The organism is Ruegeria sp. BB9 (genome assembly GCF_056539345.1).
Map to the genome: position 1 here is coordinate 1 of NZ_JBQFUU010000005.1, position 25,638 is coordinate 25,638.

General features: G+C 61.0%; 26 protein-coding genes. 19 read left to right on the top strand and 7 right to left on the bottom strand.

The window, feature by feature from the left end; translation table 11 throughout:
- The first annotated feature begins 319 nt into the window (after positions 1–319).
- The 5 genes from ACR0FC_RS15665 to ACR0FC_RS15685 all read left to right on the top strand — a co-directional run bounded on the left by ACR0FC_RS15665 (position 320) and on the right by ACR0FC_RS15685 (position 4,942).
- A complete protein-coding gene (locus tag ACR0FC_RS15665) occupies positions 320–1,030 on the top strand; it encodes a hypothetical protein (protein ID WP_170342586.1) in 711 nt (236 codons plus the stop codon).
- A 567-nt stretch (positions 1,031–1,597) separates the two neighbouring features.
- The gene (locus tag ACR0FC_RS15670) at positions 1,598–2,467 is read left to right on the top strand and encodes a glycosyltransferase family 8 protein (RefSeq protein ID WP_170342584.1); all 870 of its coding nucleotides are present in this window, start codon (positions 1,598–1,600) and stop codon (positions 2,465–2,467) included.
- A 461-nt stretch (positions 2,468–2,928) separates the two neighbouring features.
- Positions 2,929–3,321: an MAPEG family protein gene (locus ACR0FC_RS15675; protein ID WP_170342582.1), complete on the top strand. Its 393-nt coding sequence runs from the start codon at positions 2,929–2,931 to the stop codon at positions 3,319–3,321.
- Positions 3,322–3,349: 28 nt separating this feature from the next.
- On the top strand, positions 3,350–3,592 hold the full coding sequence (locus ACR0FC_RS15680; RefSeq protein WP_254432984.1) for a YciI family protein: 243 nt from the start codon (positions 3,350–3,352) through the stop codon (positions 3,590–3,592).
- A gap of 120 nt (positions 3,593–3,712) precedes the next feature.
- A complete protein-coding gene (locus ACR0FC_RS15685; RefSeq protein WP_170342580.1) occupies positions 3,713–4,942 on the top strand; it encodes an RNA polymerase sigma factor in 1,230 nt (409 codons plus the stop codon).
- 48 nt (positions 4,943–4,990) lie between these two features.
- Here ACR0FC_RS15685 and ACR0FC_RS15690 read toward each other — a convergent pair whose 3' ends face one another.
- Positions 4,991–5,278, bottom strand: coding sequence for a hypothetical protein (locus tag ACR0FC_RS15690; RefSeq protein ID WP_170589195.1), 288 nt, complete (start codon positions 5,276–5,278; stop codon positions 4,991–4,993).
- Positions 5,279–5,360: 82 nt separating this feature from the next.
- Between ACR0FC_RS15690 and mgtE the strand changes: the two genes are divergently transcribed.
- From mgtE to ACR0FC_RS15710, 4 genes are read left to right on the top strand one after another with little or no spacing between them, the layout of a single operon-like run.
- The gene (mgtE, locus tag ACR0FC_RS15695; protein WP_170342577.1) at positions 5,361–6,734 is read left to right on the top strand and encodes a magnesium transporter; all 1,374 of its coding nucleotides are present in this window, start codon (positions 5,361–5,363) and stop codon (positions 6,732–6,734) included.
- A 2-nt stretch (positions 6,735–6,736) separates the two neighbouring features.
- Complete coding sequence (locus ACR0FC_RS15700; protein ID WP_170342576.1) at positions 6,737–7,222, top strand: ATP-dependent zinc protease family protein; 486 nt, start codon at positions 6,737–6,739, stop codon at positions 7,220–7,222.
- The gene (gene rimK / locus ACR0FC_RS15705) at positions 7,219–8,124 is read left to right on the top strand and encodes a 30S ribosomal protein S6--L-glutamate ligase (RefSeq protein ID WP_170342573.1); all 906 of its coding nucleotides are present in this window, start codon (positions 7,219–7,221) and stop codon (positions 8,122–8,124) included. Before ACR0FC_RS15700 ends, rimK begins: the two co-directional genes overlap by 4 nt.
- Before the next feature lie 4 nt (positions 8,125–8,128).
- Positions 8,129–9,172 carry a succinylglutamate desuccinylase/aspartoacylase family protein gene (locus ACR0FC_RS15710; RefSeq protein ID WP_170342571.1) on the top strand — a complete coding sequence of 348 codons (1,044 nt, stop codon included), beginning with the start codon at positions 8,129–8,131 and terminating at the stop codon, positions 9,170–9,172.
- A 64-nt stretch (positions 9,173–9,236) separates the two neighbouring features.
- On the opposite strand, the gene ACR0FC_RS15715 is transcribed toward ACR0FC_RS15710, so the two are convergent.
- The 3 genes from ACR0FC_RS15715 to ACR0FC_RS15725 are packed head-to-tail and all read right to left on the bottom strand — an operon-like array spanning position 9,237 to position 12,264.
- The gene (locus ACR0FC_RS15715; protein WP_170342570.1) at positions 9,237–10,382 is read right to left on the bottom strand and encodes an ABC transporter permease; all 1,146 of its coding nucleotides are present in this window, start codon (positions 10,380–10,382) and stop codon (positions 9,237–9,239) included.
- Entirely contained in the window at positions 10,379–11,305 is a 927-nt protein-coding gene (locus ACR0FC_RS15720; protein WP_170342568.1) for an ABC transporter ATP-binding protein, read from the bottom strand. The genes ACR0FC_RS15715 and ACR0FC_RS15720 overlap by 4 nt, the downstream gene beginning before the upstream one ends.
- Complete coding sequence (locus ACR0FC_RS15725; RefSeq protein ID WP_254432983.1) at positions 11,302–12,264, bottom strand: HlyD family secretion protein; 963 nt, start codon at positions 12,262–12,264, stop codon at positions 11,302–11,304. The genes ACR0FC_RS15720 and ACR0FC_RS15725 overlap by 4 nt, the downstream gene beginning before the upstream one ends.
- 300 nt (positions 12,265–12,564) lie before the next feature.
- Here ACR0FC_RS15725 and iolG point away from each other — a divergent pair, with 300 nt between their 5' ends.
- The 10 genes from iolG (at position 12,565) to ACR0FC_RS15775 (ending at position 22,836) form a co-directional block, all read left to right on the top strand.
- On the top strand, positions 12,565–13,578 hold the full coding sequence (gene iolG / locus ACR0FC_RS15730) for an inositol 2-dehydrogenase (RefSeq protein ID WP_170342566.1): 1,014 nt from the start codon (positions 12,565–12,567) through the stop codon (positions 13,576–13,578).
- A gap of 122 nt (positions 13,579–13,700) precedes the next feature.
- Complete coding sequence (locus ACR0FC_RS15735) at positions 13,701–14,621, top strand: sugar ABC transporter substrate-binding protein (RefSeq protein ID WP_093963710.1); 921 nt, start codon at positions 13,701–13,703, stop codon at positions 14,619–14,621.
- A 62-nt stretch (positions 14,622–14,683) separates the two neighbouring features.
- Positions 14,684–15,790 (top strand): ABC transporter permease, encoded by a 1,107-nt coding sequence (locus ACR0FC_RS15740; RefSeq protein WP_170342564.1) that lies wholly within the window; start codon positions 14,684–14,686, stop codon positions 15,788–15,790.
- A gap of 1 nt (position 15,791) precedes the next feature.
- Positions 15,792–16,613, top strand: a complete 822-nt coding sequence (locus ACR0FC_RS15745) for an ATP-binding cassette domain-containing protein (protein ID WP_093963708.1) — start codon at positions 15,792–15,794, stop codon at positions 16,611–16,613.
- A 158-nt stretch (positions 16,614–16,771) separates the two neighbouring features.
- Positions 16,772–18,604, top strand: coding sequence for a 3D-(3,5/4)-trihydroxycyclohexane-1,2-dione acylhydrolase (decyclizing) (gene iolD, locus ACR0FC_RS15750; protein WP_170342563.1), 1,833 nt, complete (start codon positions 16,772–16,774; stop codon positions 18,602–18,604).
- Positions 18,601–19,500: a myo-inosose-2 dehydratase gene (gene iolE, locus ACR0FC_RS15755; protein ID WP_170342561.1), complete on the top strand. Its 900-nt coding sequence runs from the start codon at positions 18,601–18,603 to the stop codon at positions 19,498–19,500. Before iolD ends, iolE begins: the two co-directional genes overlap by 4 nt.
- Before the next feature lie 42 nt (positions 19,501–19,542).
- On the top strand, positions 19,543–20,724 hold the full coding sequence (locus tag ACR0FC_RS15760; protein ID WP_170342558.1) for a phytanoyl-CoA dioxygenase family protein: 1,182 nt from the start codon (positions 19,543–19,545) through the stop codon (positions 20,722–20,724).
- 43 nt (positions 20,725–20,767) lie between these two features.
- Positions 20,768–21,574, top strand: coding sequence for a 5-deoxy-glucuronate isomerase (gene iolB / locus ACR0FC_RS15765; RefSeq protein WP_170342557.1), 807 nt, complete (start codon positions 20,768–20,770; stop codon positions 21,572–21,574).
- A complete protein-coding gene (locus ACR0FC_RS15770) occupies positions 21,571–22,329 on the top strand; it encodes an SDR family NAD(P)-dependent oxidoreductase (protein WP_170342555.1) in 759 nt (252 codons plus the stop codon). The genes iolB and ACR0FC_RS15770 overlap by 4 nt, the downstream gene beginning before the upstream one ends.
- Before the next feature lie 90 nt (positions 22,330–22,419).
- Complete coding sequence (locus ACR0FC_RS15775; protein WP_170342554.1) at positions 22,420–22,836, top strand: VOC family protein; 417 nt, start codon at positions 22,420–22,422, stop codon at positions 22,834–22,836.
- A 42-nt stretch (positions 22,837–22,878) separates the two neighbouring features.
- Here the strand turns inward: ACR0FC_RS15775 and ACR0FC_RS15780 are convergent, their stop codons facing one another.
- The 3 genes from ACR0FC_RS15780 to ACR0FC_RS15790 are packed head-to-tail and all read right to left on the bottom strand — an operon-like array spanning position 22,879 to position 25,565.
- Positions 22,879–23,718: a class II fructose-bisphosphate aldolase gene (locus tag ACR0FC_RS15780; protein ID WP_170342552.1), complete on the bottom strand. Its 840-nt coding sequence runs from the start codon at positions 23,716–23,718 to the stop codon at positions 22,879–22,881.
- The gene (locus tag ACR0FC_RS15785) at positions 23,715–24,551 is read right to left on the bottom strand and encodes a 5-deoxy-glucuronate isomerase (protein ID WP_170342550.1); all 837 of its coding nucleotides are present in this window, start codon (positions 24,549–24,551) and stop codon (positions 23,715–23,717) included. The genes ACR0FC_RS15780 and ACR0FC_RS15785 overlap by 4 nt, the downstream gene beginning before the upstream one ends.
- A gap of 9 nt (positions 24,552–24,560) precedes the next feature.
- Positions 24,561–25,565: a PfkB family carbohydrate kinase gene (locus ACR0FC_RS15790; RefSeq protein ID WP_170342549.1), complete on the bottom strand. Its 1,005-nt coding sequence runs from the start codon at positions 25,563–25,565 to the stop codon at positions 24,561–24,563.
- Positions 25,566–25,638: the final 73 nt, after the last annotated feature.

The window sequence follows — 25,638 nt, forward strand, 5'->3', positions numbered from 1 at the left end:
AGCAGCCCGGTAGCTCGTCAGGCTCATAACCTGAAGGTCGCAGGTTCAAATCCTGCTCCCGCAACCAAACTCAAAAAATCAAACTACAGCCCGAAAACCCAAAATTGATCCACTGGATCAATTGCTCAACGTCTTCACCGCGTCAGGCTCAAAACCAGAAGGCGCAGATTCAAGCTGCGCAGTTTCACAAAACGCTTACAAGAATTTTCATGCCCTTCGCAATTTAATGATGTCTCCGTACTGTAAATTAAGTAAGTCTCATCGAATGTTCGTTGCTTAGCCAACACAGAAGCACAGGTCCGCAGCCTAAGGTGACAACATGCTGTCGAATTTTGGATGGAAGTGGTTAAAGCTTTTGCTAAACCGCCAACAGAAAACTGAAGGCGATGCGCTTCGCGTGTTGTCGGATGATCTTGGCCACTATCGAAGCGTACTTGAGGTGCGCTGCGTAGACGCTGCGGGAGAAGAGATCCCCTGGTACGCATACTCGGCGATTGAATACATCGATTCGTATGATTTGAACGGAGTTCGCGTTCTGGAATATGGCAGTGGGCACTCCTCAGTGTTTTATGCAAAACGTGGCGCGATGGTCACCGCGATTGAGCATAATCAAGGATGGTATGATGAGGTGTCAAAAACGCTGGCCCGATCAGCAGGGTTTGACATTCATCTCGCCACCGAACCCGAAACATATACCCGGCGACCTGAAGTGGCAGATGCGGATATCGTGGTGATCGATGGAACACATCGCCGTCTTTGCACAGCGTATGTCTTAGAAGAGGTAAAGGCCGGTCGAGCTGTTCCTGCGCTGATTGTCCTCGACAATTCTGAACGCTACCCAAGGGTTCTGGCTTCTCTCGATGCTGCAATGAGGTGGCCTCGTGCTGATTTCACCGATTTTGCCCCTATCAATGCGTATCGGCAGGTCACTTCGATCTATTTCAATCCCGCTCGTCAGATCTCGCGCCGTAGGGCGCCAGCTCCGATTGGCGGTCTGGGAGAGATTGCGCCGGATGACGGACCGCTTTAAGGCACGTGTATTCGTATTACTGACTGATAAGGGTTCTCATAGGCTGAGCCAATGCGTGCCGGGGCAAAGCTGGCCTCGGCATGGGCGCGGGTCCAAGGCCGCTGGGTGTGGCGGGTATGCCAGGGCACCCATCTCGCGATCGGCTACAAGATTAGGTAAGCCTCCCGTGGCAATACCAACTAGGGGCATGCCTCAGGCCTAGGCTTTGACACCCGTGTTGGGCAGATTGTCCTGCAAAGAGCCCAGCGCAAATAGGTCAGCCTCGGCATAGACAGCTTAGCTTTGCGCACCTAAAGCTTCTCACCAAGGGTTGGCAGAACATGCTCTCAAATGCGAAGGGTTGTAGTGTTGAGAGATCTTTGGGGTGACGCCAAATGTCTCGGTAGTTTTGGTCACAAAAAACCAAACTTGGTTTTCTCAAGCAACTCACTTACTTAAATCGGATGCGAAGCGCGCGCCTTAGAGTGCCACCGCAGACTGCGCTCGTGGAAAAACATGCTTGTTGAGCATGCATATTCAAGTGATCTTGCGTGCAGATGTCAGTGCACTTGTAGAAAGACGGTTGTGATGAATATTCTTTTCACTTTTGACAGAAATATGATCGCGCCATTGTCGGCGGCGCTTTATTCACTTGCTGCCACAAATGTTCGAAGTGATTTGGAATTGTATCTCGTGCATGGTTTTCCCGCATGTGACGAGCTGTTTAGGCTGCAAACCTTTTGCAACGACATAGAGCTCCGCACCCAATTCATTGAAATCTCAAACAACGCGTATTCGGAGATTTGGGGCACCTTGCGGGATGAACCGCATATTTCATCGGCGGCGCTCTACCGGTGTTCTTTGGGGAGCATTCTTCCAAAGACTGTTACCCGGGTCTTGTACTTAGATTGCGATACTTTGGTACTCAGTTCTTTGGCGGAACTATATGATCGAGATCTCGGTGGCAGCATAGTTGCGGCATATCAGGTTGGCAACGCACTTCATGAGGATTTGGGCGTGGGTCCGTCACAGTATTTCAGCTCAGGCGTTATGTTGATTGATCTAAACCTCTGGCGGAAACAAAACGTCGAAAAACGTGTGTTTGAAGTTCTTACAACCATGTCCGATCGGCTTGTCTGGCATGATCAATGCGCGCTGAATATCGCACTTGCAGGACAAGTCATGGGATGCGAGCGGAGATACAATTATACATTTTACCCTACACGTTTGATCGGCGATTTTGAGGTGCCGGTTATCCTTCATTTTGCGGGTTCCGTTAAACCGTGGACTGCGCCTCTTAAGCACCCTTGGGGCGGCATCTATTGCGAAATGGCCGGGCGCACGCCTTGGGCCGAACAACTGGATTTATCGCCCGATGCTGGAATGTCACCGAAGCGCAGATATCGCCGCCATTTGCTAAGGCGCTTTGGTTTGCACTGGCTCGCCCGTCGGATTTAGCTCACGAGAAACTGTGCTTGGAACCGGCCGCAGAGTACTACTTCATCGATCTTGCCACTCGCGCGGCGGATTTGTTGCCTTTCTCTCAGGCGAATTTTTGCACTAGGATCAACCGCCTATCTTGACATAGCAGCGGACCACTTCAGTGGTTGAAGACTGCAATTCTGTCGGATGTAGTAAATCTATTGTATTGCCAACCCAAAAGGGTCAACTGTCGGCGGTTTCATGCTCCCGCAACCAGCACAGTCGAACAAAACACCGAACGAGCCGCCTCAGGGAGGCATTGCTCGCCTTCCACCGCTCATTTTGCGCCAACCCAACCATCGCAGCCATACAAAAGGTAATACACGCGCAAAATGCGCAAGAATTGCAGCGCGCCACCAAAATATCTCAGCACCTGTCGAAATCTGAGAAAACCCGGCGTCCTTGGAGCACGAACCTGAAAACCGGAAGGACGATAGATGGTTTTTTTAACGACACCGATTTATGCGCTGCTTGTGGCGCTGGTTCGGCTCATCTTATGGTTTCGTGTCTCGGGGATGCGGTCGGCCACGGGCCAATCCATCGGCGTTGGCGGCGACATGGCACTGATGTTGCGCGTGCGCCAACACGGAATCTGCCAGGACTGGGCGACCTTCATATTGATATTGATGATGCTGGGCGAAGGGGGCGGAACACCAGCGCTTTACCTCAACGCGGCGGGCATCTTGCTGGTGACCGGACAAGTTGCGCATCCTTTCGGGCTGAAGATTGACAATGCCGCCCACCCGCTGCGCTATGTCTGTAATGGCACCAATATTTTGGCTGCGCTGATCATGGTGATTTGCATCGCAGCCCGGGTCTCCAGTCTTTGACCCAGAACTTTTTCAAAGGATTGTTGCTATGAAATACATGATGTTGATCTACACTGACCCCGCGCAGGAACCGGCCTATGGCACCCCGGAATTTGACGAGATGATGAGTGGCTTCTTTGCCGCCAATGAGCGGATGAAAGCGGATGGTGTTCTTCGCGATGGCGAGGGCCTGCAAGGGATCGAAACTGCGACCACCCTTCGGATCCGCTCCGGAAAAGTTGAAACCATGGACGGGCCCTATGCCGAAACGCGGGAGCATTTGGGCGGATAATATGTGGTTGACGTTGCTGACTTGGATGCGGCGCTGAAATACGCGGCACTGATCCCGGCCGCCAACTACGGCACAATCGAGGTTCGGCCTCTGATGGACTACAATCCGGCTGGATAATCCATGAAGAACGCCGCCCCCAAAGCGTTCGCAGTTGGACATGTCATTGATGATGTGTTGCGGCGGGATCGGGGGCTGCTTTTGGCCGGTCTGATCAACCGGTTGGGTGACTTCCAACTGGCCGAGGACGCACTGCAGGAGGCCGCAATCTCGGCCGTGAAACACTGGAGCCGCAACGGAGTTCCGGACAACCCGACCGCATGGTTGATGCGGGTTGGTTTGAACAAGGGCATCGATCGCATTCGAGCGCAACACAGGGAGGGACGGAAAACAGCAGCCCTGGCCATAACCCTGCCGGACTCTGTGACGGACGATATGTCTGAGCAGATACCGGATGACCGGTTGCGTCTGATCTTCACCTGCTGTCACCCCGCGCTGGACCAGAAATCACGCACCGCGCTGACCTTGCGCACGGTCTGCAACCTGACCACACGGGAAATCGCCGCGGCATTTTTGGACAACGACCAGACCATGGGCCAGCGCCTGTCCCGAGCCAAGGCCAAGATTCGCGCCAAGGGGATTGGCTACTCTTTTCCCGATCCGAAAATCTGGCCGGAACGTTTGGAAACGGTGCTGACGACCCTCTACCTGATCTTCACCACCGGATACGTGACCGAGGATACAGGACCGCGGGACCTCTGCCACGAAGGTATCTACCTTGCGCGGGTTCTGCGGGACCTCCGACCGGGAGAGCCGGAAATCGAAGGTGCGCTGGCCCTGATGCTATTGACCGATGCCCGCCGCCCTGCGCGTATCGACGCTGATGGCGCTATGGTGCCCGTAGAGGATCATGACCGAACACTTTGGCAGCAGGATCAGATACGTGAGGCGCAGGGCATCCTGGAAACTGCGGTCGACCAAAGAAAGCCGGGACCGTTTCAACTCAAGGCCGCCATTGCGGATTGCCACATGATGGCGCCGGCCCCGGATCGGCGGCAGATGTCGCTGCTGTATCAGTCCTTATGGGCCTGCGAGCCAACCCCGGTGGTTGCCCTGAACTGGGCCGTCGTGATGGCCGAGGCAGGTCATGCCCAACTGGCCTTGGACAAGCTGGACAGCCTACGGCCCGATCTTGATGATTTTCAGCCCTGGCAGGCGGCCCGCGCGCATATTCTGCAGAAGACGGGCCGCACCGCCGCGGCTGCCGCGGCCTATCGGCAGGCCATAGAGGCCGCACCGAATCTGGCGTCCAGAAAGTTTCTGCAACAAAGACTGCAGCGGCTCGCGCATTGAGGATCTGACAAGATCAGGAGCCATTGCGCCGATTGCTAGGACCGGGACTCAGCTAGTGCCTTCCGTGTGGGCCAGCATTTCCTTGCCGACCCGCCGATAGTTCACGAAGGAATTGGCGCTCATGACGACAAAGAAGCTGTCCATATCAATCATGACATAGCCCATTTCCAGAAGTTCGCGGGTCAGAGCCGTGATGTCCTCCTGGTACAGCCTTCTCCGGCCACACAGTTCACGCAGCAGCTTCTGCGGGATGCGATACCGGCCCGAGGCCTTTCCTCCGAATTCCCGGGTATAGAGCCCGGCCAGGGTTTCTGCGGCATTCGTGAAGTCAGACATTCTACATCTCATATTATTTTGTCTATAGACAAAAAATTATCACCTATGTAAAGGAACGACAACCCAATTGAATGGCTAAGGCATGGACGGAAACGTAGACATTCCCTCAACCGACGAAGAGCTTTCGGTTCGGATCAAGGAAGCGGTCGAGCAGTCCAATGCGTCCGAGCTTGAGGCGCTTCTGGATCCGCTGACCAGCAGCGAAGCCCTGCGCGAAGTTCTTCAGCTGACACCGGCTGAGCGCGATACCGTTCTGGAGATCGTTCCCGTTGGGCTTGCCGCGGAACTGGTCGAAGAAGCGCCAAACGAGATGGCGGTCGAGCTTGTGGAACGCCTCAAGCCCGAGCGTGCTGCCGAGATCATCGAACAGCTGGATTCGGACATTCAGGCCGACGTTATCGGCGAGTTGGATACGCCGGATGCCGAGGCCATCCTGTCCGAAATGGACGCTGAAGAGGCTGCGGATGTCCGCCTGCTCAGCACATTCGAGGATGACACCGCTGGCGGTCTGATGATGACCGAGGTGTTCAAGTTCCGCGACACGCAGACCGTTGGCAATGTCCTGCGCGAACTTGCTTCGGACGACGAGGATTTTGAAAGGTATCGCGGGCAGCACCCCTATATTGTCGATTCCGAGGGGCGCGCCGTTGGCGTGGTATCGCTGCGCAGCCTGCTGACCGCCAAGCGCAGCGAAAAGCTGACAAGCATCATGGTTCAACCTCTGACCGTGACCGTGGACACCCCGTTGGAACAGCTGGAAGACGTGTTCAACGATCACCCTTTCCTGGGGGTGCCGGTGGTTTATGCCGACGGAGTCCTAGCGGGTGTCGTGTCCCGCACGGCGGTGGCAGAAGCCATTTTGGAACGCTCGGAAAGTGAAAGCCTCAAACGTCAGGGTGTGGTTGGCGACGAGTTGCGCTCGATGCCTTTGTCGGTGCGGTCCCGTCGCCGGCTGGCCTGGCTTGCGGCCAACATCGTACTCAACATCATCGCGGCCAGCGTGATCTCGGCCTACGAAGAGACTCTGGCCGCCGTGATCGCGCTGGCCATCTTCCTGCCGATGGTATCGGACATGAGCGGCTGTTCCGGCAACCAGGCTGTCGGCGTCACCATGCGCGAACTGAGCCTTGGATTGGTACGGCCGCAAGATGCCGTGCGGGTCTGGATCAAGGAGATTTCGGTCGGGGTCATCAATGGGATCGCGCTAGGTGTTCTGATCGGGCTGGTCGCGTGGTTCTGGAAAGGCAATCCGGCCCTGGGTTTGGTGATTGGTACTGCGCTGGCACTCAACACGATGCTGGCGGTATCCATCGGCGGTGTTGTTCCTTTGCTGCTGAAGCGGATCGGACAGGACCCGGCCGCCGCAAGTGGCCCGCTGTTGACCACGATTACGGACATGGCCGGCTTCTTCTTCGTGCTGAGCCTTGCAACCCTTATGATGCCCTGGCTGGTGTGATCATGGCAAACGTATCGGACAAGGGTCAGCCGCAGATGCCGAAAGTCATTGGTTGGATGGAATACATCGACCTTCCCGACCTGCCATTGAACGACATCAAGGCCAAGATCGACACCGGCGCCCGCACGTCAGCGCTGCATGCAACCGACATTCGGCGGTTTCAACGGGACGGACATCACTGGGTGTCCTTCCTGACGGAGGTGCCGGGCGGAGAAGGCATGATCCGTATCGAGGCTCCGATCAAGGAACGGCGCAACATCAAGAACACCAGCGGAATTCCTGAAAACAGGATCGTCATCCGAACCACCATCCGGTTGGGCGACGAAACCTGGCCGTTGGACCTGTCTCTGACCGATCGCACGAACATGACCTTTCAGATGATCGTGGGCCGGGCGGCGCTGAAGAACCACGCAATCGCCGTTCACACCAAGCGCGCGCATCTGTTGCGCGGCAAACCAAAACACCAGGACAAAGGGGATTTGTCATGAAGATTGCCATGCTGGCGCGCAATGCCAACCTGTACACGCACCGCCGCCTCAAGGAAGCGGCCGAGGAGCGTGGGCATCAGCTCGACATCATCGACACCCTACGGTGCTACATGAACATCGCAACCCGTCGCCCCGAGATCTATTACAACGGCGAAAAGCTGACGGGGTATGACGCGGTGATTCCGCGGATCGGTGCCTCGGTCACCTTCTACGGAACCGCAGTGCTGCGTCAGTTCGAAATGATGGGTGTCTACCCGTTGAACGAAAGCGTCGCCATCGGTCGGTCGCGCGACAAGCTGCGGTCGATGCAGTTGCTGGCCCGCGACGGTGTCGGTCTGCCCGTCACAACCTTTGCTCACGACCCCAAACAGACCGACGAGGTGCTGAGACTGGCCGGTGGCGCGCCCATCGTCATCAAGCTGCTGGAAGGGACGCAAGGCATCGGTGTGGTTCTGGCCGATACGGACCGGTCCGCCAAATCGGTTGTCGAGGCGTTCCGCGGCGCGGGTGTGAACATCCTGCTGCAGGAGTTCATCAAGGAAGCCGGCGGAACCGACATTCGGGCCATCGTGGTGGGCGGCAAGGTTGTCGCTGCGATGAAACGCACCGGTGCGGAGGGCGATTTCCGCTCGAACCTGCATCGCGGGGGTTCGGCCAAGGTGGTCAAACTGACACCGGAAGAGCGTGCAACGGCCGCTCGCGCGGCCAAGTCGATGGGCCTGAATGCCTGCGGCGTCGACATGCTGCGCGCCAATCACGGCGCTGTGGTGATGGAGGTCAATTCCTCGCCGGGTCTGGAGGGCGTGGAAAAAGCCACGGGTCTGGATATTGCCGGAAAGATGATCGAGTTCCTGGAAAAGAACGCAAAAGCCGGAGCCACCAAGACCAAGGGCAAAGGGTAACGGCATGGCAAAGCGGCAGCCATTCACGATCGGCCACGCCACGGTGGCGCCGGGATCGCGGCTTACCGTGGATCTGCCGGTCAGCGTTCTGTCGGACCATACCCCGGTGACCATGTCCGCGCATGTGGTGCATGGCCGACAGGACGGGCCCACCGTTTTTGTCAGCGGTGGGGTGCATGGTGATGAGGTGATCGGCGTCGAGATCATTCGCCGTCTGTTGCGTGCGCCCAACCTGGCGACATTGAAAGGCACGCTGATCGCGGTGCCGATCGTGAATGCGTTCGGCTTCATCAACCATTCCCGCTATCTGCCCGACCGTCGCGACCTGAACCGGGTGTTTCCCGGCAGCGAGAACGGGTCGCTGGCCTCGCGGCTGGCGCATCTGTTCATGACCGAAATCGTCGCCCGCTCGGATCTGGGGATCGATCTGCATTCGGCGGCGATACATCGCACGAACTATCCGCAGATCCGGATCTCGCCCGACAACCCTCGGACCAAGGAACTGGCCAGCGTTTTCGGAGCACCGATCGTCATCCAATCTCCCCTGCGCGATGGATCATTGCGCGGCGCGGCGAAGGCGCAGGGGAAAGATATTCTGTTGTACGAAGCGGGCGAGGGTCTTCGCCTGGATGAACTGTCGATCCGCGCGGGCCTTGCAGGCATTCTGCGGGTACTGAGGCACATGGGGATGGTTCCCGCCAAGCGGATCTCCAAGCCCAAAGCGGCACCGCAGTTCTGTTCGTCAAGCAAGTGGTTGCGCGCCCCGATGGGTGGGATCCTCCGGATTTACAAAGCGGACGGTGAACTTGTCCGCAAAGGTGATCTGTTGGGTGCCGTATCGGACCCGTTCGGCGAAGCCAGCGAGGACATCATCGCTCCGTTCGACGGATTGATCGTCGGGCGTGCGGTCATGCCTGTGGTGAATGAGGGCGATGCCGTGTTTCACCTGGGGCGGGTCGGGTCCGTGGAAAAGGCCGAAGACTCGATGGAAGACATCAACGCGCAGCTGGAAGATGATCCCATGTTCGACGAGGACGAGATCATCTGAACGGTCCGACACGGATAGGAGACTGGCAATCCAGACACTTGGGGCGGCCTTGGTCGCCCCTCTATTATCCCAGGCGTTTCTTGAACCTGAGCGTCGCGGCCAGCATCCCAAGGACGGCAAACCCGATCATCCACAGGATGTCACCGCGCAGAGCGTAAAGCGTTGCATCCCGCAGAACCACGCCGCGGATCATGTCCATGAAATGGGTGGCCGGCAGCACTTGGGAGATCACCTGAACCGGCTTGGGCATCCCGTCGAACGGGAACATGAATCCCGACATCAGGATCGAAGGCAGCAGAACGAAAATCGTCATCTGCATGGACTGCAGCTGGTTCTGGGCCAGTGTCGAGATCACTAGGCCAAGCGACAGGCTGGCGATGATGAACAGAAGCGTTACCACCAGCAGCGGGATCATCCCTCCGTTTATGGGGACGTCGAACAGGAAATGTCCCAGCCCGAGGATGATCGCGACCTGCAGCAAGCCCAAGAAGATGTAGGGAATGATCTTGCCGATCATCAGTTCGATGGATTTGACCGGGGTGTTGATCAGCATCTCCATGTTCCCCCGCTCGCGCTCTCGGACAATGGCGGCCGAGGTGAACAGGATCATGGTCATGGTCAGGATGACACCCACAAGCCCGGGCACGATGTTCACCGCCGAACGTTGCTCGGGATTGAAATACAGCGTGACCTCGAAGGTCGGGACCTGACGGTTTGGCGGCTGTCGCAGCAATTCGGTCAGTGGCATGCTGCGCAGGGATTTGATGGCGCTGGCCACCATGGTGTCCGACCCGTCCACGATCCAATGAGCCACGGGGCGGCTGGATGTCTGGTTCGTCGCGTTGGGCAGACCCAATCCGATGGACGGGCTTCGGGCAAGCCGGTCATCGACGTCGGGCGGAATGATGAACGCGGCGCGCACGGTGGACTCGGTGATCGCCTGTTCGGCTTCTTCCGGGGTCGAGAAGACCTCGGTGATGGTCACGACCTGCGTAGCCTGAACGATCTGAGCCAAGGTCCGGGACAGCGACGAATCGGCCTGATCCACGATCCCGACCGGTATATGGCGGATGTTGGTGTTGATTGCGTATCCGAACAACAGCAGCTGGATTAGCGGGATCATGATGACCATGGCAAAGGTCATCCGGTCGCGCCGCAGTTGCAGCAGCTCTTTCTTGAGAACGGCGGTGATGCGGCGGAGCGATTTCATTGGGCGGGCCCCTTCGTCGCGCTGACGAACACGTCTTCCAGATTGGGGCGCTGCATCGACATCGTCACGTTGGGAAAGTCCGAAAGGCGCGACGTGATCATCGCCATCGGTTCGGTTTCCGACTTGTCCACCAGAACGCGCAATCGGGCACCCACCTGCGCCGTCGACAGCACCTTGGGCGTGTCGTCCAGCAGGTGTTTGACCTGCCGCAGCCCCTCACCCTCGACCTCGATCACGGTGGCGTTCAGGTCTTCCATCAGTTGCCGGGGCGATCCATCCGCCTTTTTCACCCCATGCTCGAGAATGGCCAGCTTGTGACACCGTTCCGCCTCGTCCATGAAATGCGTGGACACGATCATCGTCGCGCCCTGATCGACCAGGTCGAACAGCTGTTCCCAGAAAGACCGGCGGGTTTCGGGGTCGACGGCCGATGTCGGCTCGTCCAGAAACAACAGCTTGGGGCCGTGCAGCACCGTGGCCGCCAGCGCCAGTTTCTGCCGCTGCCCGCCGCTCATGCTGCCGCTCAGTTGATTGGCGTTTTCGGTCAGGTCGTAGGTTGTCAGCAGTTCGTCGATCCGGTCGGCAGATTTGCGGCGCGGCATCCCATAGATCTCGGCGGCAAAGCGCAGGTTCTCCAGCACCGTCATGTCGCGGTAATACGAAAAGATCTGCGTCATGTACCCGATTTCATTCTTCAGCGGCTCGGCGTATTGCGGCATCGGTCGGCCCAGCACCGAGACGGATCCGCTGCTGGGCGTCAGCAGTCCGGTCAGCATTCGCATCGTCGTTGTCTTGCCGCAGCCGTTCGGGCCCAGAAACCCATAGATCTGACCCTGGCGTATCTCCAGGTCCAGGTTGCTGACGGCTGTCTTTTCCTTGAATCGGCGCGTCAGACCCTGGGTCGAGACCACCAGATCACTCATGGCATCTTCACCTGAACGGGAACGCCCGCAGGCAGATCTCGGGCGGTTTCCGGCAGGTCGATTTCTGCCAGATAGACCAACCGCGTCCGATCATCCTTGTTCAACCCGTAGTAGGGGGTGAAGGACGGGTCGTCGCTGACCCATCGCACGGTGCCCGTCAGAGGTTGGTCCAGCCCGTCGACCCGAACCTCGAGAGAGTCTCCGGGAGCGATGTCCACCCGGCTGGGTTCGGGGACATAGACGCGGGCGAAAGGGGCCGCGCCGGACACCAACACCGCGACCGGGCTGCCCTGGGCGACCCGTTCCCCCAGGTTCCAGGGAAGGGAATCCAGGATGCCGTCCCGTGTCGCAACAACCGTCAGGTCATCCAGAACGGTCTGCTCGGCGGCAACCGCCGCTTCGGCCGCCCGCACATTGGCCCGGGCAACCGACAGATCTTCGGGGCGGGTTCCGTTTTCCAGTTCTTTCAGGGACTCCCGAGCGCTTTCCAGTGCCGCCCGAGCGGAATCGCGTGCGGCAATATCCTGGTCCAGGCGCGCCTGGCTGACGACCGAGTTGACGACCAGCTGGGAATTCCTCTGATACACGGCCTCTGCGTCCAGCAGACGCGCCTCGGCACCGGCGACGTTGGCGCGCGCGATCGCAATCTCTTCCTCGCGCGGGCCGACTTCCAGTTTCAGTAGCGTGGCCTGCGATTTTTCCAGTTCCGCCTGCGCGAGGTTCAGCTTCGCGGTCTGCAGATCCGTGTCGAACCTGACCAGCACGTCGCCGACCTTGACCGGAGACCCTTCTGCTACAGGCAGTTCCACGATGATCTCATTGGCCGTTGCCGTCAGTGCGACCCGGTCCCGCGCCAGAACTCCCAGCGCGGTGCCGGTGTTCTGGCCCGAACATCGGTCCAGCAACGCAGCAGGGAGAATGGCCATGACCAGCAGCGGAATCGGCAGGGACACATTCATCAAATCATCGTCTCCTTGGTCGGGGCGGTTTGGTATCGGTGTCAATTTCTGCCCCGACTCAAAGGTTTAACAGACGATTGAAAAATCACAAAAGCAGAACCAAACGGGCCAAAACCAAGCCATCCAAGGATGCCCAGGCTGCAAATTCAAGAGATTGACCCCGCCCACGACCGGCTGAGTTCTGTCCTGACCGCGGTGCAATGGCGGGCAAGAGCGCGGGCACATACAGGGCGCAAATAATCCTTGCAACCGGTTGCAAAAAAGAACATGCTCCCGCCAGAAATATACCCAGAGGTCACAATGCTCAGAATCGGATTGCTTGGAGCAGGGCGCATCGGAACCGTCCACGCGCAAGCCATTTCGGACCACCCGGACAGCACGCTTGTTGCTGTTTCGGACGCAATGGAAGACGCCGCCGCCCGTCTGGCGCAATCGCATGGAGCCGTGGCGCGCACGTCGGAGGACATCATCGCCGATCCGGATATCGACGCGGTGTTGATCGCCACGCCGACGGATACGCATTCGGACCTCATCGAAGCGGCGACAGCCGCGGGCAAGGCCGTTCTGTGCGAAAAGCCGGTCGATCTGGACCTGAACCGCGCCTTGGCCTGCCAGCGAGCCGTGGCAGGTACCGGTCAGCCGGTCATGATCGGTTTCAACCGGCGTTTCGATCCGGGCTTCGGCGCATTGAAATCCGCCGTTCAGTCTGGCGAGATCGGAAGCCCGGAATTGCTGTCGATCACCTCGTTTGATCCGGCCCCGCCCCCGATTTCCTATGTGAAAGTCTCGGGAGGATTATTTCGGGACATGACGATACATGATTTCGACCTCGCCAATTTCATCATGGGTGAAGTACCAGTCACTGTTTCGGCCGTTGGCACATCGACCGTGGAACCGGCCATCGCCGAGGCAGGGGATGTGGACACAGCCGTCGTCACCATGACCTACAAGGATGGTCGGATCGCCGTCATCAAGAATTCTCGCCGGGCCGTATACGGCTATGATCAACGGGTCGAGGTGTTGGGGTCCGGCGGGCTGCTGCAGGCGCGCAACGTGCTCGAGAACAACCTGGTGAAATCCACGGCCGATGGCGTGATCAGTGCCAAGCCGACCTACTTCTTCCTCGAACGCTACATGCCTGCCTATCGGGCGGAATGGGATGCGTTCGTGACTGCGGTCAAGACCGGATCCGCTGTGCCGGTGACGCTGGAAGACGGCGTCGCAGCGCTGGCCCTGGCCGAAGCTGCGACCCGGTCGGCCCGGACGGGTATTCCGGTAAAGCTGGAGGAATTTTTGAAACCGGTTGCAAAATGACGTGAAGTATTGAAACTGAAACGGCCCCGATGCGTATCGGAGCGACAGAGATTCGGCCTTGCCGGATGAATGGGTCCAGGACCCGGACAAGACAAAAATCTGTCCTAGTGGGAGGAAACGTAATGAACAAATTTTTCAAAGGTGCTTTGGCCGCCGGCGCGCTGGCGCTGGCCACTCCGGCCTTTGCGCAGGACATCGTCGTGGTATCGCACGGTCAGGCGAATGACGCGTTCTGGAACGTGGTCAAGAACGGGGTCGAGCAGGCCGGCACGGATATGGGCGTGAACGTCGAGTACCGTGCGCCCGAAACCTTCGACATGGTTGCCATGTCGCAGTTGATCGACGCTGCCGTAAACCAGGAGCCCGACGGGCTGATCGTCTCGATCCCTGACGCCGACGCGCTTGGCCCCTCGATCGAACGCGCGGTTGCCGCGGGTATCCCGGTGATCTCGATGAACTCGGGCTCGGACGTGTCCAAGGAGCTTGGCGCGGCGCTGCATGTCGGTCAGGATGAGTTCGACGCCGGCAAGGCCGCCGGTGAGAAGCTGGCCGAAATGGGCGGCAAGAATGCGATCTGTGTGAACCACGAGGTCGGCAATGTCGCGCTGGACCTGCGCTGTGCGGGCTTTGCTGAAGGCTTTGGCGGCAATGTGACCGTTCTGCCGACGTCCAACGATCCGTCCGAGATTGAGTCGAAAGTGTCGGCGGCTCTGGCTTCGGATGAAAGCGTCGATACCGTGATGGCGCTGGGCGCAAGCTCGGCCGGTGAGCCCACCGTGGCCGCCGTCAAAGGGTCGGGGCGCGACGTGAACGTGGCCTCGTTCGACCTGTCGGCCAACTTCCTGCAGTCGATCGTCGATGGTGACGCGGCCTTTGCGGTGGACCAGCAGCAGTATCTGCAGGGTTATCTGCCGGTCGTGTTCATGGCGCTGAACGCCAAGTACGGCCTGATGCCGGGCGGCAACGTGCCCTCGGGTCCGAACCTGATCACCGCCGACAAGGCCGGTCAGGTGGTCGAGCTGTCCGCTCAGGGCATCCGCTGATACCGGCGGGCTGAAAATCGGGGCGGCGTCAGGGCGCCGCCCCTGCCAAACGGGAGGAAACCATGACCGAGTCTGCACAAGTGGCGGTGGACGAACGGATCAAGAAGGAGCCGTTCCTGACCAAGCTGATGAAGCGGCCCGAACTGGGGGCCATCGCAGGGGCGATCCTTGTCTTCATCTTCTTCGCCATCACGGCCGATGAATCGATGTTCACGCTTGCCGGCATCATGAACTTCATGACCCCGGCCGCCCAACTGGGTATTCTGGCCATCGGCGCGGCGCTGCTGATGATCGGGGGCGAGTTTGACCTGTCGATCGGCTCCATGGTGGCCTTTGCCGGCCTGTTCTTCGGGGTCTGCGTGGTGACCTGGCAACTGCCCTTGGTGGCCGCGATTCCGATGACCTTTGTCTTTGCGGCCTTTGTCGGGGCAATCAACGGCACCATCGTCATCCGTTCGGGCCTGCCATCCTTCATCGTGACGCTGGCGTTTCTGTTCATTCTGCGCGGCCTGTCCCTGGTGGGGCTCAAGGCGGCCACCGGCGGATCGACCCAGCTGCGCGGCGTGCGCGATCAGGTCGAAAATGACTGGCTCGCGCCGTTCTTTTCCGGAGAAGCCTTCGGCAGCCTGTTCAGCTGGCTGGCCGAAAAGGGCCTGATCGACACGTTCAAAAGTGGCGCGCCCAAAGTGCCGGGTGTCCCGGTTGAAATCCTGTGGTTCGTGGCCTTCGCCATTGCCGCCACCTATGTTCTGCTGCGCACCCCGGCCGGCAACTGGATCTTCGCCTCGGGCGGCGACCGGGTTGCGGCGTCGAACTCGGGTGTGCCGGTGAACCGGGTCAAGATTTCACTGTTCATGCTGACCGCCTGCTGTGCCGCGCTGGTGGCGATCATAACCGTGATCGATGCAGGCTCGACCGATGCGCGGCGCGGCTTCCAGAAGGAGTTCGAGGCGATCATCGCCGCAGTGATCGGCGGCTGTTTGCTGACCGGCGGGTATGGTTCGGCCATCGGGGCATTCTTCGGGGCGATTATCTTCGGCATGGTGGTCATCGGCCTGACCTATACCGATTTCGATCAGGACTGGTTCCAGGTGTTCCTGGGGGCGATGCTGCTGATCGCCGTCCTGTTCAACAACGCGATCCGCAAACGCGTAACCGGGGAGCGCTGACATGACCGAAGATACCAAGTTCCATCACGGCGATGCGGTCAAAGACGTGGCCCCGGTCGTCGAAATGAAAGAGATCGAAAAGCATTTCGGCAACATCATCGCGTTGGCGGGCGTCAGTTTCGACGTCAAGCCGGGTGAATGCCACTGTCTACTGGGTGACAACGGGGCGGGCAAATCGACCTTCATCAAGACGATGTCGGGCGTGCACAAACCCACCAAGGGCGAGATCTATTTCGAAGGCCAGCCGATGTCCTTCGACACGCCCCGCGACGCGATGGAGGCGGGCATCGCCACCGTGTTCCAGGACCTGGCGATGATCCCGCTGATGAGCGTCACGCGCAATTTCTTTATGGGGCGCGAGCCGACCAAGGGGAAAGGCCTGCTGAAACGGTTCGACATCGAGCACGCCAACGAGGTCTGCATGGAAGAGATGCGCAAGATGGGCATCAACCTGCGCGGCCCCGATCAGGCGGTGGGCACCCTGTCGGGGGGCGAACGTCAGACCGTGGCGATTGCCCGTGCGGTCTATTTCGGCGCCAAGATCCTGATTCTGGACGAACCGACCTCGGCGTTGGGCGTGCGGCAGACATCGAACGTGCTAGCCACCATCGACAAGGTGCGCCACCAGGGCATCGGCGTGGTCTTCATCAGCCACAATGTCCGGCACGCGTTGGCCGTGGGCGACCGGTTCACGGTTCTGAACCGCGGCAAGACGCTGGGCACCGCCCGGCGCGGCGAGATCTCGCCCGAAGAGCTGCAGGACATGATGGCCGGCGGGCAGGAGATGGCCGAGCTGGAAGGGTCGCTGGGCGGTACCGTCTGAAGGTTTCTCCCCGGTGTCCCGTATCGTGCGGGGCACCAATATCACCAGGGTCCGGCAGGCCGGGCCACCCGGTCTGGGTGGTGGGCGTGTCGGATCCTTTCACGACAGAATGATTGCAACGGATTGCCCATAGCGGCCTCGTTCTGAAAGGGATCATGATGAGCAAGACAATCCGACTGACCGCGGCGCAGGCCTTGGTGCGCTACCTTGGCGCGCAGATGAACGAGAACGGCGAGCCCTTCATCGCCGGTGTCTGGGCGATTTTCGGCCATGGCAACGTGGCCGGTCTGGGCGAGGCGCTGCACGGTGTGCGCGACAGCCTGCCCACCTATCGCGGTCACAATGAACAGACCATGGCCCATTGCGCGATCGCCTATGCCAAGCAGATGCGGCGCAGCCGGGCCATGGCGGTGACCTCGTCGATCGGGCCGGGGGCGACCAACATGGTGACGGCCGCCGCGCTGGCCCATGTGAACCGCCTGCCGGTGCTGCTGTTGCCCGGCGATGTGTTCGCCAGCCGTGGCCCCGACCCGGTGCTGCAACAGACCGAGGATTTCACGGATGGCACCGTCAGCGCCAATGACTGTTTCCGCCCGGTCAGCCGCTATTTCGACCGGATCACCCGGCCCGAACATCTGCTGACCGCTCTGCCGCGCGCCTTCCGCACCATGACCGACCCGGCCGATTGCGGGCCGGTGACCCTGGGTTTTTGCCAGGACGTGCAGGCCGAGGCCTATGACTATCCGCTCAGCTTCTTCGAGCCGTGCATCTGGCACCAACGTCGCATCCGCCCCGACGCAGGCGAGCTGGCCCGCGCGGCCGACGCCATCCGGTCGGCCAAACGCCCGATCATCGTGGCCGGCGGCGGTGTCCATTATTCCGGCGCGACCGACGCGCTGCAGGCCTTTGCCGAGACCCACAGCATTCCTGTTGCCGAGACGCAGGCCGGCAAGTCGGTCCTGGCTTGGGATCACCCGCTGAACTTGGGCCCGGTTGGCGTGACCGGAGGTGAGCCCGCCAACACCGTGTGCGCCGAGGCGGATCTGATCCTGGGCATCGGCACGCGGTTTCAGGATTTCACCACCGGGTCCTGGGGGCTGTTTTCCAACCCCGAGCGCAAAATGGTCTGCCTGAACACCGCCGCCTATGACGCCGCGAAACACGGCGCGATGCCGCTGTTGGCCGATGCGCGGGTCGGGATCGAGGAATTGGGCGCGGCCCTTCAGGGCTATCGCGCCGACCCGGTTCCCGACACGCTCAAGGCCGAGTGGTTTGCCAAGGTCGATGCGCTGACCCATGCGCCGGGTGACGCCAACGCGCTGCCCACCGACATGCAGGTGGTGGGTGCGGTACAGCGCGCGGCACATGACGACACGGTGGTGATGTGCGCCGCCGGCACCATGCCGGGCGAGCTGCACAAGCTGTGGAAGGCGCCGCGTCCGGGGGCCTATCACATGGAATACGGCTTCAGCTGCATGGGCTACGAGATCGCCGGCGCCATGGGCATCAAGATGGCCCAGCCCGATCGCGACGTGATCTGTTTCACCGGGGACGGCACCTACATGATGGCCAACTCGGAAATGGCGACGGCGGCGATGATGGGCGTGTCCTTCACCGTGGTGATCACCGACAACCGGGGCTTTGGCTGCATCAACCGGCTGCAGATGGGCACCGGCGGGGCCGAGTTCAACAACTTGCTGGACCATGCGGTGCACGAGATGCCCTCGGCCATCGACTTTGCGGCCCATGCGGCGGCGATGGGGGCGACCTCGGTCAAGGTCGGCTCGATCGCCGAGCTGGAAGAGGCGCTGGCAAAGCGTGCTGAAGTCAAAGGCCCCTATGTGATCGTCATCGACACCGACCCGTACCCCTCGACCGAATATGGCGGCACGTGGTGGGAAGTGGCGGTGCCCGAGGTCAGCACCCGCCCTGCAGTGAATGAAAAACGTGCGGCCTACGAGGCTGCCATCAAGGAAAGAAACACCAAATGAGCGTGAAGATCGGCATCTCTCCGATTGCGTGGCAAAATGACGACCTGCCCGACCTGACGGCGGCGTTCACGATGGAACAGGCCCTGAAAGAGGCGCGTCAGATCGGCTATACCGGGGTTGAGCGCGGGCAGCGCATGCCCGCCGATACCGCAGGCCTGCGCGCCTATCTGGAAGGCAACGACATTGCACTGTGCGGCGGCTGGTGTTCGGGCAATTCGCTGATCAACGATTTCGCTGCCGAACGCGACGCGGTGCGCGCGCAGGTCGAACAGTTCGTGGCGCTGAACAGCCCCTGCATCGTCTATGCCGAATGCTCGAACACGGTTCAGGGCCAGATCGGCACCCCGGTCAATGACCGCCCGCAGCTGTCGAAAGACGAGATCAAGGCCTACGGCGCCAAGATCACCGAACTGGCCAAGTGGATGGCCGATCAGGGGATGCCGATGGCCTATCACCACCACATGGGCACGATCATAGAAAGCGAAGATGACGTGAACTGGTTGATGGAGGGGTCGGGGCCGGAGTTGAAGCTGTGCTTTGACACCGGGCATCTGCTGTTCGGCGGCGGTGATGTACTGGCTACGCTGAACCGCTGGGGTGATCGGGTGCATCACGTGCATTTCAAGGACATCCGCCCCGGCATCGTGCGCGACACCCGCGGCAACCGGCGCAGTTTCCTGGATGCGGTGATCGCGGGGGCCTTCACCGTGCCCGGCGATGGCTGCATCGACTTTCAGGAGGTCGCCCATGCGTTGAAAGCCCTGGATTACGAAGGCTGGATCGTGGTCGAGGCCGAGCAGGACCCTGCCAAGGCCCCGCCCTATGAATACTCGAAGATGGGTTATGACCACATCGTCGAGGTCTGCGGTCAGGCCGGCTTGACGATCACGGCCTGATCTTTCGCCCCCCGGGGCGCCGCCATGGGAAAGGAGCGTTTCATGGTCCGTCAGCAACCTGGTTTCGTCGGCTATTTCGGCCCCGAGTCCTGTGATCTGGACGAATTCAAGGTGCTGACCTCGCAGAGCCTGTGGCCCGAGCAGGTGCCTCACGCGGCCGCGGTGGAGAAGAACGTGCCCATCTATGACATGCACGCGCTGCGGCCCGCCCTGGAAACGCCGGACACCCGGCGTGCCCTGCTGGCCGAATGGGGCTGGGTTCTGGGCCGATCTGCCGGGGTGATCGCGTTGAAAGGGGCCTATGCCGAGACCTCGGTCATCGATCGGGCGACCGAGGTGTTTCGCCGGATCATCGAAGATGAGCGTCAGGCCGGGGGCGGCGAGGGCGATCACTTTGCGGCCTCGGGCGCGAATGACCGGGTGTGGAACGCGCTGCAAAAGCAATGCCTGCGCGACCCCGAGGGCTTTGCGCTCTATTTCGGCAACACGGCGATTGCCGCCGCCTGCGAGGCCTGGCTGGGCCCCGATTACCAAGTGACCGCGCAGATCAACCAAGTGCGGCCGGGCGGCAAGGCGCAGCAGGCGCATCGCGACTATCACCTGGGGTTCCAGACCGCCGACAAGGCGGCGCAGTTCCCGGCGCATGCCCATATGGTCACCGCCGCGCTGACCCTGCAGGGCGCGGTTGCCCATTGTGACATGCCCATCGAGAGCGGCCCGACCAAGCTGTTGCCCTTCTCGCAGCTGTATGGCCCCGGCTATGTCGCGTTCCACGACGACGCGCATCGGGCGCATTTCGAACGGGCCTGCATCCAGTTGCCGCTGGCCAAGGGCGATGCGGTGTTCTTCAACCCGGCGCTGTTCCATGCCGCCGGCGAAAACAGCAGCGCCGACATCCACCGGATGGCCAACCTTCTGCAGGTTTCGTCGGCCTTCGGACGGGCGATGGAGGCTGTGGACCGCAATGCGATGTGTGTGGCCGTTTTCCCCGCACTGATGGCGCTGAAACAGCGTGGCAATCTGGATGATGCCCGGATCGACGCCGCAATCGCGGCCACCGCCGAACGCTATCCCTTTCCGACCAATCTGGATACCGATCCGCCGGTGGGCGGAAACGCTCCGCCCAGCCAGGCCGACATCCTGCGCCGGGCGGTGTCGGACAGCTGGACGCAGGCGCAGCTGGAACAGGCGCTGGACGCGCTGCAGGCGCGGCAGGCGGCATGACGGAACCCGGGCGGCTGGTGCTGCCCCAACACAGGTGAAACCGATGGCAGAACTTCTGAGAAAACCCTTCGGAACCCACGGCAAGGTGCATGACATCACGCCGGCCAGCGCCGGCTGGCGCTTTGTGGGCTTTGGCCTTTATCACCTGCGGGCCGGCGACCGCGCCGCCGAGGTCACCGGCGACCGCGAGGTCATTCTGGTGATGGTCGAGGGCAAGGCCCGGATCACCGGCGCCGGGCAGGATTGGGGCGTGTTGGGCGACCGGATGAACGTGTTCGAAAAATCTCCGCCCCATTGCCTGTACCTGCCCAACGGCACCGAGTGGGAGGCCACGGCCGAAACCGATTGCGTGATCGCCGTGTGCTCTGCCCCGGGCAAGGGCGGCCATGCCCCGCGCCGGATCGGGCCCGAGGGCATCACCCTGACCGAGCGCGGCAAGGGAACGAACACGCGCCACATCAACAACATCGCGATGGAGGCCGAGGATTACGCCGACAGCCTGCTGGTGACCGAGGTCTTTACCCCCAGCGGCCATTGGTCATCCTACCCCAGCCACCGGCATGACGAGGATGACTATCCCCGCATCACCTATCTGGAAGAGACCTATTACCACCGCCTGAACCCGGCCAGCGGCTTTGGCATCCAGCGCGTCTATACCGATGACGGTCAGTTGGACGAAACCATGGCCGTGTCCGATGGCGATGTGGTACTGGTGCCGCGCGGGCACCACCCTTGCGGGGCGCCCTACGGGTTCGAGATGTATTACCTGAACGTCATGGCCGGGCCGCTGCGCAAATGGCGTTTCGTTCCGGCGCCCGAAGTGGAATGGATCATGGAGCGCGACAAATGACCAAGACCTTTGCCATCTATCCCGGCCTCAAGGGGCGCACGGTGTTCGTGACCGGCGGGGCCTCGGGCATCGGGCGCGAGATCGTGCGCGGCTTTGCCGAGCAGGGGGCCAAGGTCGGCTTTGTCGACATCAACGCCGAGGGCGGAAACACGCTGCTGGCCGAACTGGACGGAAACCACGCCTTTGCCGCCTGCGACCTGCGCGACATCGCGGCGTTGCGGTCGGCATTCGAGGAACTCGCCGACGCGCTGGGCGCGGCGGACGTTCTGGTCAACAACGCCGCGCATGACGACCGGCACGACTGGCGCGAGGTGACGCCGGACTATTGGGACGAGCGCATGGCGACCAACCTCCGCCACATGTTCTTTGCCATCCAATCCGTGGCGCCCGGCATGATCGGCAAGGGCGCGGGGTCGATCATCAATATCGGCTCGAATTCCTGGTGGGAGGCCGGCGCGGGCTTTCCCGCCTATGCCACCGCGAAATCCGCAGTGCACGGCCTGACCCGCACCATGGCGCGGGAACTGGGCGATCACCGCATCCGGGTCAACACGGTCGTGCCCGGCTGGATCATGACCCAGCGCCAGAAAGACCTGTGGGTCACCCCCGAGGCGCTGGCAAAACAGATCGACCGCCAATGCCTGCCTGATCCGATCGACCCGGTCTATGTGGCGCGGATGGTGCTGTTTTTGGCCTCGGACGACGCGGCCATGTGCAGTGCCGGGAACTTCATGGTCGAGGGCGGCTCGATCTGACGACCTTGGGGCCTTCCATGCCCGGAATCGACGTGCGCCGATGCGCTGGTGCCGGTTGACGGATTGACACCCTGCAAGGGAAGATGCGGCATGATTTCCTATGTCACGGTCGGCGCGGACGACATCGCGCGTGCAAAACGGTTTTACTGCGCCTTTCTGCCGGATCTCGGCTATGCGCTGGAGGAAGGCCCAGAAGGGCTGAGTTTCGCCCTGCCGGTGCCGCCGGGCCAGCAGCCGGTTCTGCCGGAATTTTATGTCAAACCGCCTTTTGACGGGGCCGCGGCCTCGGCCGGGAATGGTGCGATGGTCGCGTTCGAGGCGCGCAATCAGCAGCAGGTGTGCGACCTGCACGCCGCCGCGCTGCGGGCCGGCGGGTCTGACGAAGGCCAGCCGGGCTTTCGCGCCATGTACGGGCCGCGTTTCTATGTCGGCTATCTGCGGGACCCACAGGGCAACAAGATCGCCCTGTTTTCCAGCAATCCAAACGAACCGGGGCGTGACGACTAGGACCCGCCTGCGTATTCTGCAGAACGGCCCAGGTCGGGACGCTTAGCGCTGCGGCGGCGCACCAAAGGCGCGGATCACGGTGCGGGCGGCGGCCTCAACCGGGTCATGGGTTTCCTTCAGGATCGTCACCCGGTCGAACCGGTCGGGGTCACGATTTACGGCCTCGCGTAGGGCGGCGCCGAAGGCCATGCGCAGCTCGGTCCCGATGTTGAACTTGCAGATCGCGGTTTCACGCGCCAGCCGCGCGCGCTGTTCCACGGGCACGCCCGAACCGCCATGGATCACCAGCGGCACGTTGGTCACGGCCTGAATCCGGCGGATGCGGTCCTCGTCCAGTCCACCTTCCTTGTTCTGCTGAAGGTGGACGTTTCCGACCGAGATCGCCATCGCATCCACGCCGGTCTGGGCGGCGAAGGTGGCTGCCTCGTCCGGATCGGTCCCGGCCGAGCCTTCGCCGCCGGAATAGCCGACGAAGCCGATTTCGCCCTCGCACGAGATCCCGGCGGCGTGGGCCATTTCGGCAATCCCGGCGGTCTCGTCGATATTCTGCTGCAGGGGCTTGCGCGATCCGTCGAACATCAGCGAGGTGAACCCGCTGTCCAGCGCGATCTTGCACTCCTCGAACGTATAGCCGTGGTCCAGATGCGCCACGACGGGCACCGAGGCGTTTTCGGCCAGATACCGGAACATCTTGCCCAGAACCGGCAGCGGCGTGTGTTCGCGGCAGCTGGGGCCGGCCTGCAGGATCACCGGGGCGTTCTCGGCCTCGGCCGCGGCGACATAGGCGCGCATGTCCTCCCAGCCCAGCGTCACCAGGCCGCCGACGGCATAGCCCTGTTCATAGGCGGGTTGCAGGACGTCTTTGAGCGTAACGAGGGTCATTTGAACTTGGCGATCATGTCTTTGATGCCCGGGATCGTTTCGATCTGATAGGCATGGGTGGGTTGGAAATACTGCACCAGCGACCGCTGGGTCAGCCCGCCGAGGATGGTGAAGTAATACATCTCGTATCCCGGCAGCACGCAGCAGGGGTGATAGCCCTTGTCGATGCAGATCGTCGAGCCATCGACGATGTGATAGGCATTGCCCGGCTCGTTGTCCTCGCGCTGCAGCATCTGCAGGCCCGAGCCCCAGTTCGGTTTGAAACGGAAATTGTAGGTCTCGTCATGCCGGGTCTCGTCCGGCAGGCGGTTGGTGTCGTGCTTGTGGCTGGGAAAGCCCGACCAGCCGCCCTGACCCACGGTGAACAGCTCGCTCACCAGCAGGCGGCCGACCTTGTCATGCTGCTTCTGGCCCAGGATATGCTTGATCTTGCGATGGGTCTTGGTGTCGTCGCTGCCATACTGCACCAGATCGTGCTCGCGCACGTCGAACGGGTCCAACACCTTGTCATACTTTGCGCCGGCCACGAACACCTCGGTCGTTTCCGACACGCAGACCATCTGCGCCCGGGCCCCCGACGGGACATAGGCCCCCTCGGGCTCGCCATCCCAGACGTTCTCGCCCCGGTTGCCCAGATGGGCAAAGCGCACGCCTTCGACATCCACGTCGACGCTGCCGGTGGCGGGCACGATGCAGGTCTCGTATCCCGGGACCTGGTATTCGAAGGCTTCGCCCCGCTTCAACTTGACGATGTTGAAATAGTTCAGCGGCACGGTCGGGTCATCGACATCGACGATGGGATTGTTCTGGTTGTCGAACGGGGGGATGTGCATCGGGCTCTCCTATCCGGCCGGGGTGGGGCCGGGGTGGGACGCAAGGAAGGCGTCCAGGTCTTCGGTGGTTGGCATGGCGGGCGCGCAGCCCGGTTTGGACACGACGATCGAGGCGCAGGCCGATCCGCGCAACACCGCCTGTTCCAGCGAATGGCCCGCTGCGATCGAGGCCAGCAGCCCGGCCATGAAGCTGTCGCCCGCGCCGTTGGGTTTGACGGCGGTGACCGGGTAGATGCCCGTGTGGATCTCTTGCCCGTCGGTCAGGGTCACGGCGCCCTTTTCGCCCATCTTGTAGATGACGATGCGGCCGGGTTTCTCGGCCAGATCGCAGGCTTTCCGGAAGCCTTTCTCGATCCCGCCGGCCATGAAACCGAACTCTTCGTCATTGCCGACGATCATGTCGCTGGCCTCGCCCGCGCGCGACAGCACGTCGGCGGCGACTTGCGCCGAGGGCCAGCTGTAGGGCCGGTAGTCGATGTCGAAGATCACCGGCAGCCCGGCCTTGCGCGCGTTTTCGAAGGCGCGGAAGGTGGCGCTGCGCGACGGTTCGGCGGCAAACACGGTTCCGGCCGAGATCGCCGCGCTGAAACGACCATAGTCGACCCGGTCCATGTCATCTTCGGTGACCTGAAAATCGACGGCGCCGTTTCGGTAGATGACGTTCTGAAAGTCCTCGATGCAGCTTTCATAGACCGCCAAGGACATGCGGTATTCACCGCCGACGACGCGAATGAAAGAGGTGTCGACACCATAGTGATGCAACTTGTTGAGGCAGAACCGCCCCACCGCGTCATCCGAGACGGAAGTGATCAGCGACGCCTGGCTGCCTAGCTTGACCAGACCTGCGCAGATATTTGCGGACGAGCCGCCCAGATCGGCGCGGAACATGTCGGCATGTTCGCTTTTGACACCGACCGGATCGGCGAACATGTCCATGCCAGCGCGCCCGAAAACGGCAAACCGGTTTCCTTTGATGCCGTCGATCAAGTGACTCAAACTGTACCTCCCAGGCATTTTGATCCCGCCGATCCGATGGACCTTGCATTGGATCGATTCTCACGATACTGATTTTGCAACCGGTTGCAAT

Excerpts from the sequence above, each read along its gene's own strand:
- ACR0FC_RS15715 (WP_170342570.1), bottom strand. The coding sequence starts at position 10,382 with ATGAAATCGCTCCGCCGCATCACCGCCGTTCTCAAGAAAGAGCTGCTG.
- ACR0FC_RS15700 (WP_170342576.1), top strand. The coding sequence starts at position 6,737 with ATGGCAAACGTATCGGACAAGGGTCAGCCGCAGATGCCGAAAGTCATT.
- ACR0FC_RS15770 (WP_170342555.1), top strand. The coding sequence starts at position 21,571 with ATGACCAAGACCTTTGCCATCTATCCCGGCCTCAAGGGGCGCACGGTG.
- ACR0FC_RS15775 (WP_170342554.1), top strand. The coding sequence starts at position 22,420 with ATGATTTCCTATGTCACGGTCGGCGCGGACGACATCGCGCGTGCAAAA.
- iolE (WP_170342561.1), top strand. The coding sequence starts at position 18,601 with ATGAGCGTGAAGATCGGCATCTCTCCGATTGCGTGGCAAAATGACGAC.
- ACR0FC_RS15670 (WP_170342584.1), top strand. The coding sequence starts at position 1,598 with ATGAATATTCTTTTCACTTTTGACAGAAATATGATCGCGCCATTGTCG.
- ACR0FC_RS15725 (WP_254432983.1), bottom strand. The coding sequence starts at position 12,264 with ATGAATGTGTCCCTGCCGATTCCGCTGCTGGTCATGGCCATTCTCCCT.
- rimK (WP_170342573.1), top strand. The coding sequence starts at position 7,219 with ATGAAGATTGCCATGCTGGCGCGCAATGCCAACCTGTACACGCACCGC.
- ACR0FC_RS15675 (WP_170342582.1), top strand. The coding sequence starts at position 2,929 with ATGGTTTTTTTAACGACACCGATTTATGCGCTGCTTGTGGCGCTGGTT.
- iolD (WP_170342563.1), top strand. The coding sequence starts at position 16,772 with ATGAGCAAGACAATCCGACTGACCGCGGCGCAGGCCTTGGTGCGCTAC.
- ACR0FC_RS15740 (WP_170342564.1), top strand. The coding sequence starts at position 14,684 with ATGACCGAGTCTGCACAAGTGGCGGTGGACGAACGGATCAAGAAGGAG.
- mgtE (WP_170342577.1), top strand. The coding sequence starts at position 5,361 with ATGGACGGAAACGTAGACATTCCCTCAACCGACGAAGAGCTTTCGGTT.
- ACR0FC_RS15685 (WP_170342580.1), top strand. The coding sequence starts at position 3,713 with ATGAAGAACGCCGCCCCCAAAGCGTTCGCAGTTGGACATGTCATTGAT.
- ACR0FC_RS15760 (WP_170342558.1), top strand. The coding sequence starts at position 19,543 with ATGGTCCGTCAGCAACCTGGTTTCGTCGGCTATTTCGGCCCCGAGTCC.
- ACR0FC_RS15745 (WP_093963708.1), top strand. The coding sequence starts at position 15,792 with ATGACCGAAGATACCAAGTTCCATCACGGCGATGCGGTCAAAGACGTG.
- ACR0FC_RS15720 (WP_170342568.1), bottom strand. The coding sequence starts at position 11,305 with ATGAGTGATCTGGTGGTCTCGACCCAGGGTCTGACGCGCCGATTCAAG.
- iolG (WP_170342566.1), top strand. The coding sequence starts at position 12,565 with ATGCTCAGAATCGGATTGCTTGGAGCAGGGCGCATCGGAACCGTCCAC.
- ACR0FC_RS15665 (WP_170342586.1), top strand. The coding sequence starts at position 320 with ATGCTGTCGAATTTTGGATGGAAGTGGTTAAAGCTTTTGCTAAACCGC.
- ACR0FC_RS15785 (WP_170342550.1), bottom strand. The coding sequence starts at position 24,551 with ATGCACATCCCCCCGTTCGACAACCAGAACAATCCCATCGTCGATGTC.
- ACR0FC_RS15710 (WP_170342571.1), top strand. The coding sequence starts at position 8,129 with ATGGCAAAGCGGCAGCCATTCACGATCGGCCACGCCACGGTGGCGCCG.
- ACR0FC_RS15690 (WP_170589195.1), bottom strand. The coding sequence starts at position 5,278 with ATGTCTGACTTCACGAATGCCGCAGAAACCCTGGCCGGGCTCTATACC.
- ACR0FC_RS15780 (WP_170342552.1), bottom strand. The coding sequence starts at position 23,718 with ATGACCCTCGTTACGCTCAAAGACGTCCTGCAACCCGCCTATGAACAG.
- ACR0FC_RS15680 (WP_254432984.1), top strand. The coding sequence starts at position 3,350 with ATGAAATACATGATGTTGATCTACACTGACCCCGCGCAGGAACCGGCC.
- iolB (WP_170342557.1), top strand. The coding sequence starts at position 20,768 with ATGGCAGAACTTCTGAGAAAACCCTTCGGAACCCACGGCAAGGTGCAT.
- ACR0FC_RS15790 (WP_170342549.1), bottom strand. The coding sequence starts at position 25,565 with ATGCCTGGGAGGTACAGTTTGAGTCACTTGATCGACGGCATCAAAGGA.
- ACR0FC_RS15735 (WP_093963710.1), top strand. The coding sequence starts at position 13,701 with ATGAACAAATTTTTCAAAGGTGCTTTGGCCGCCGGCGCGCTGGCGCTG.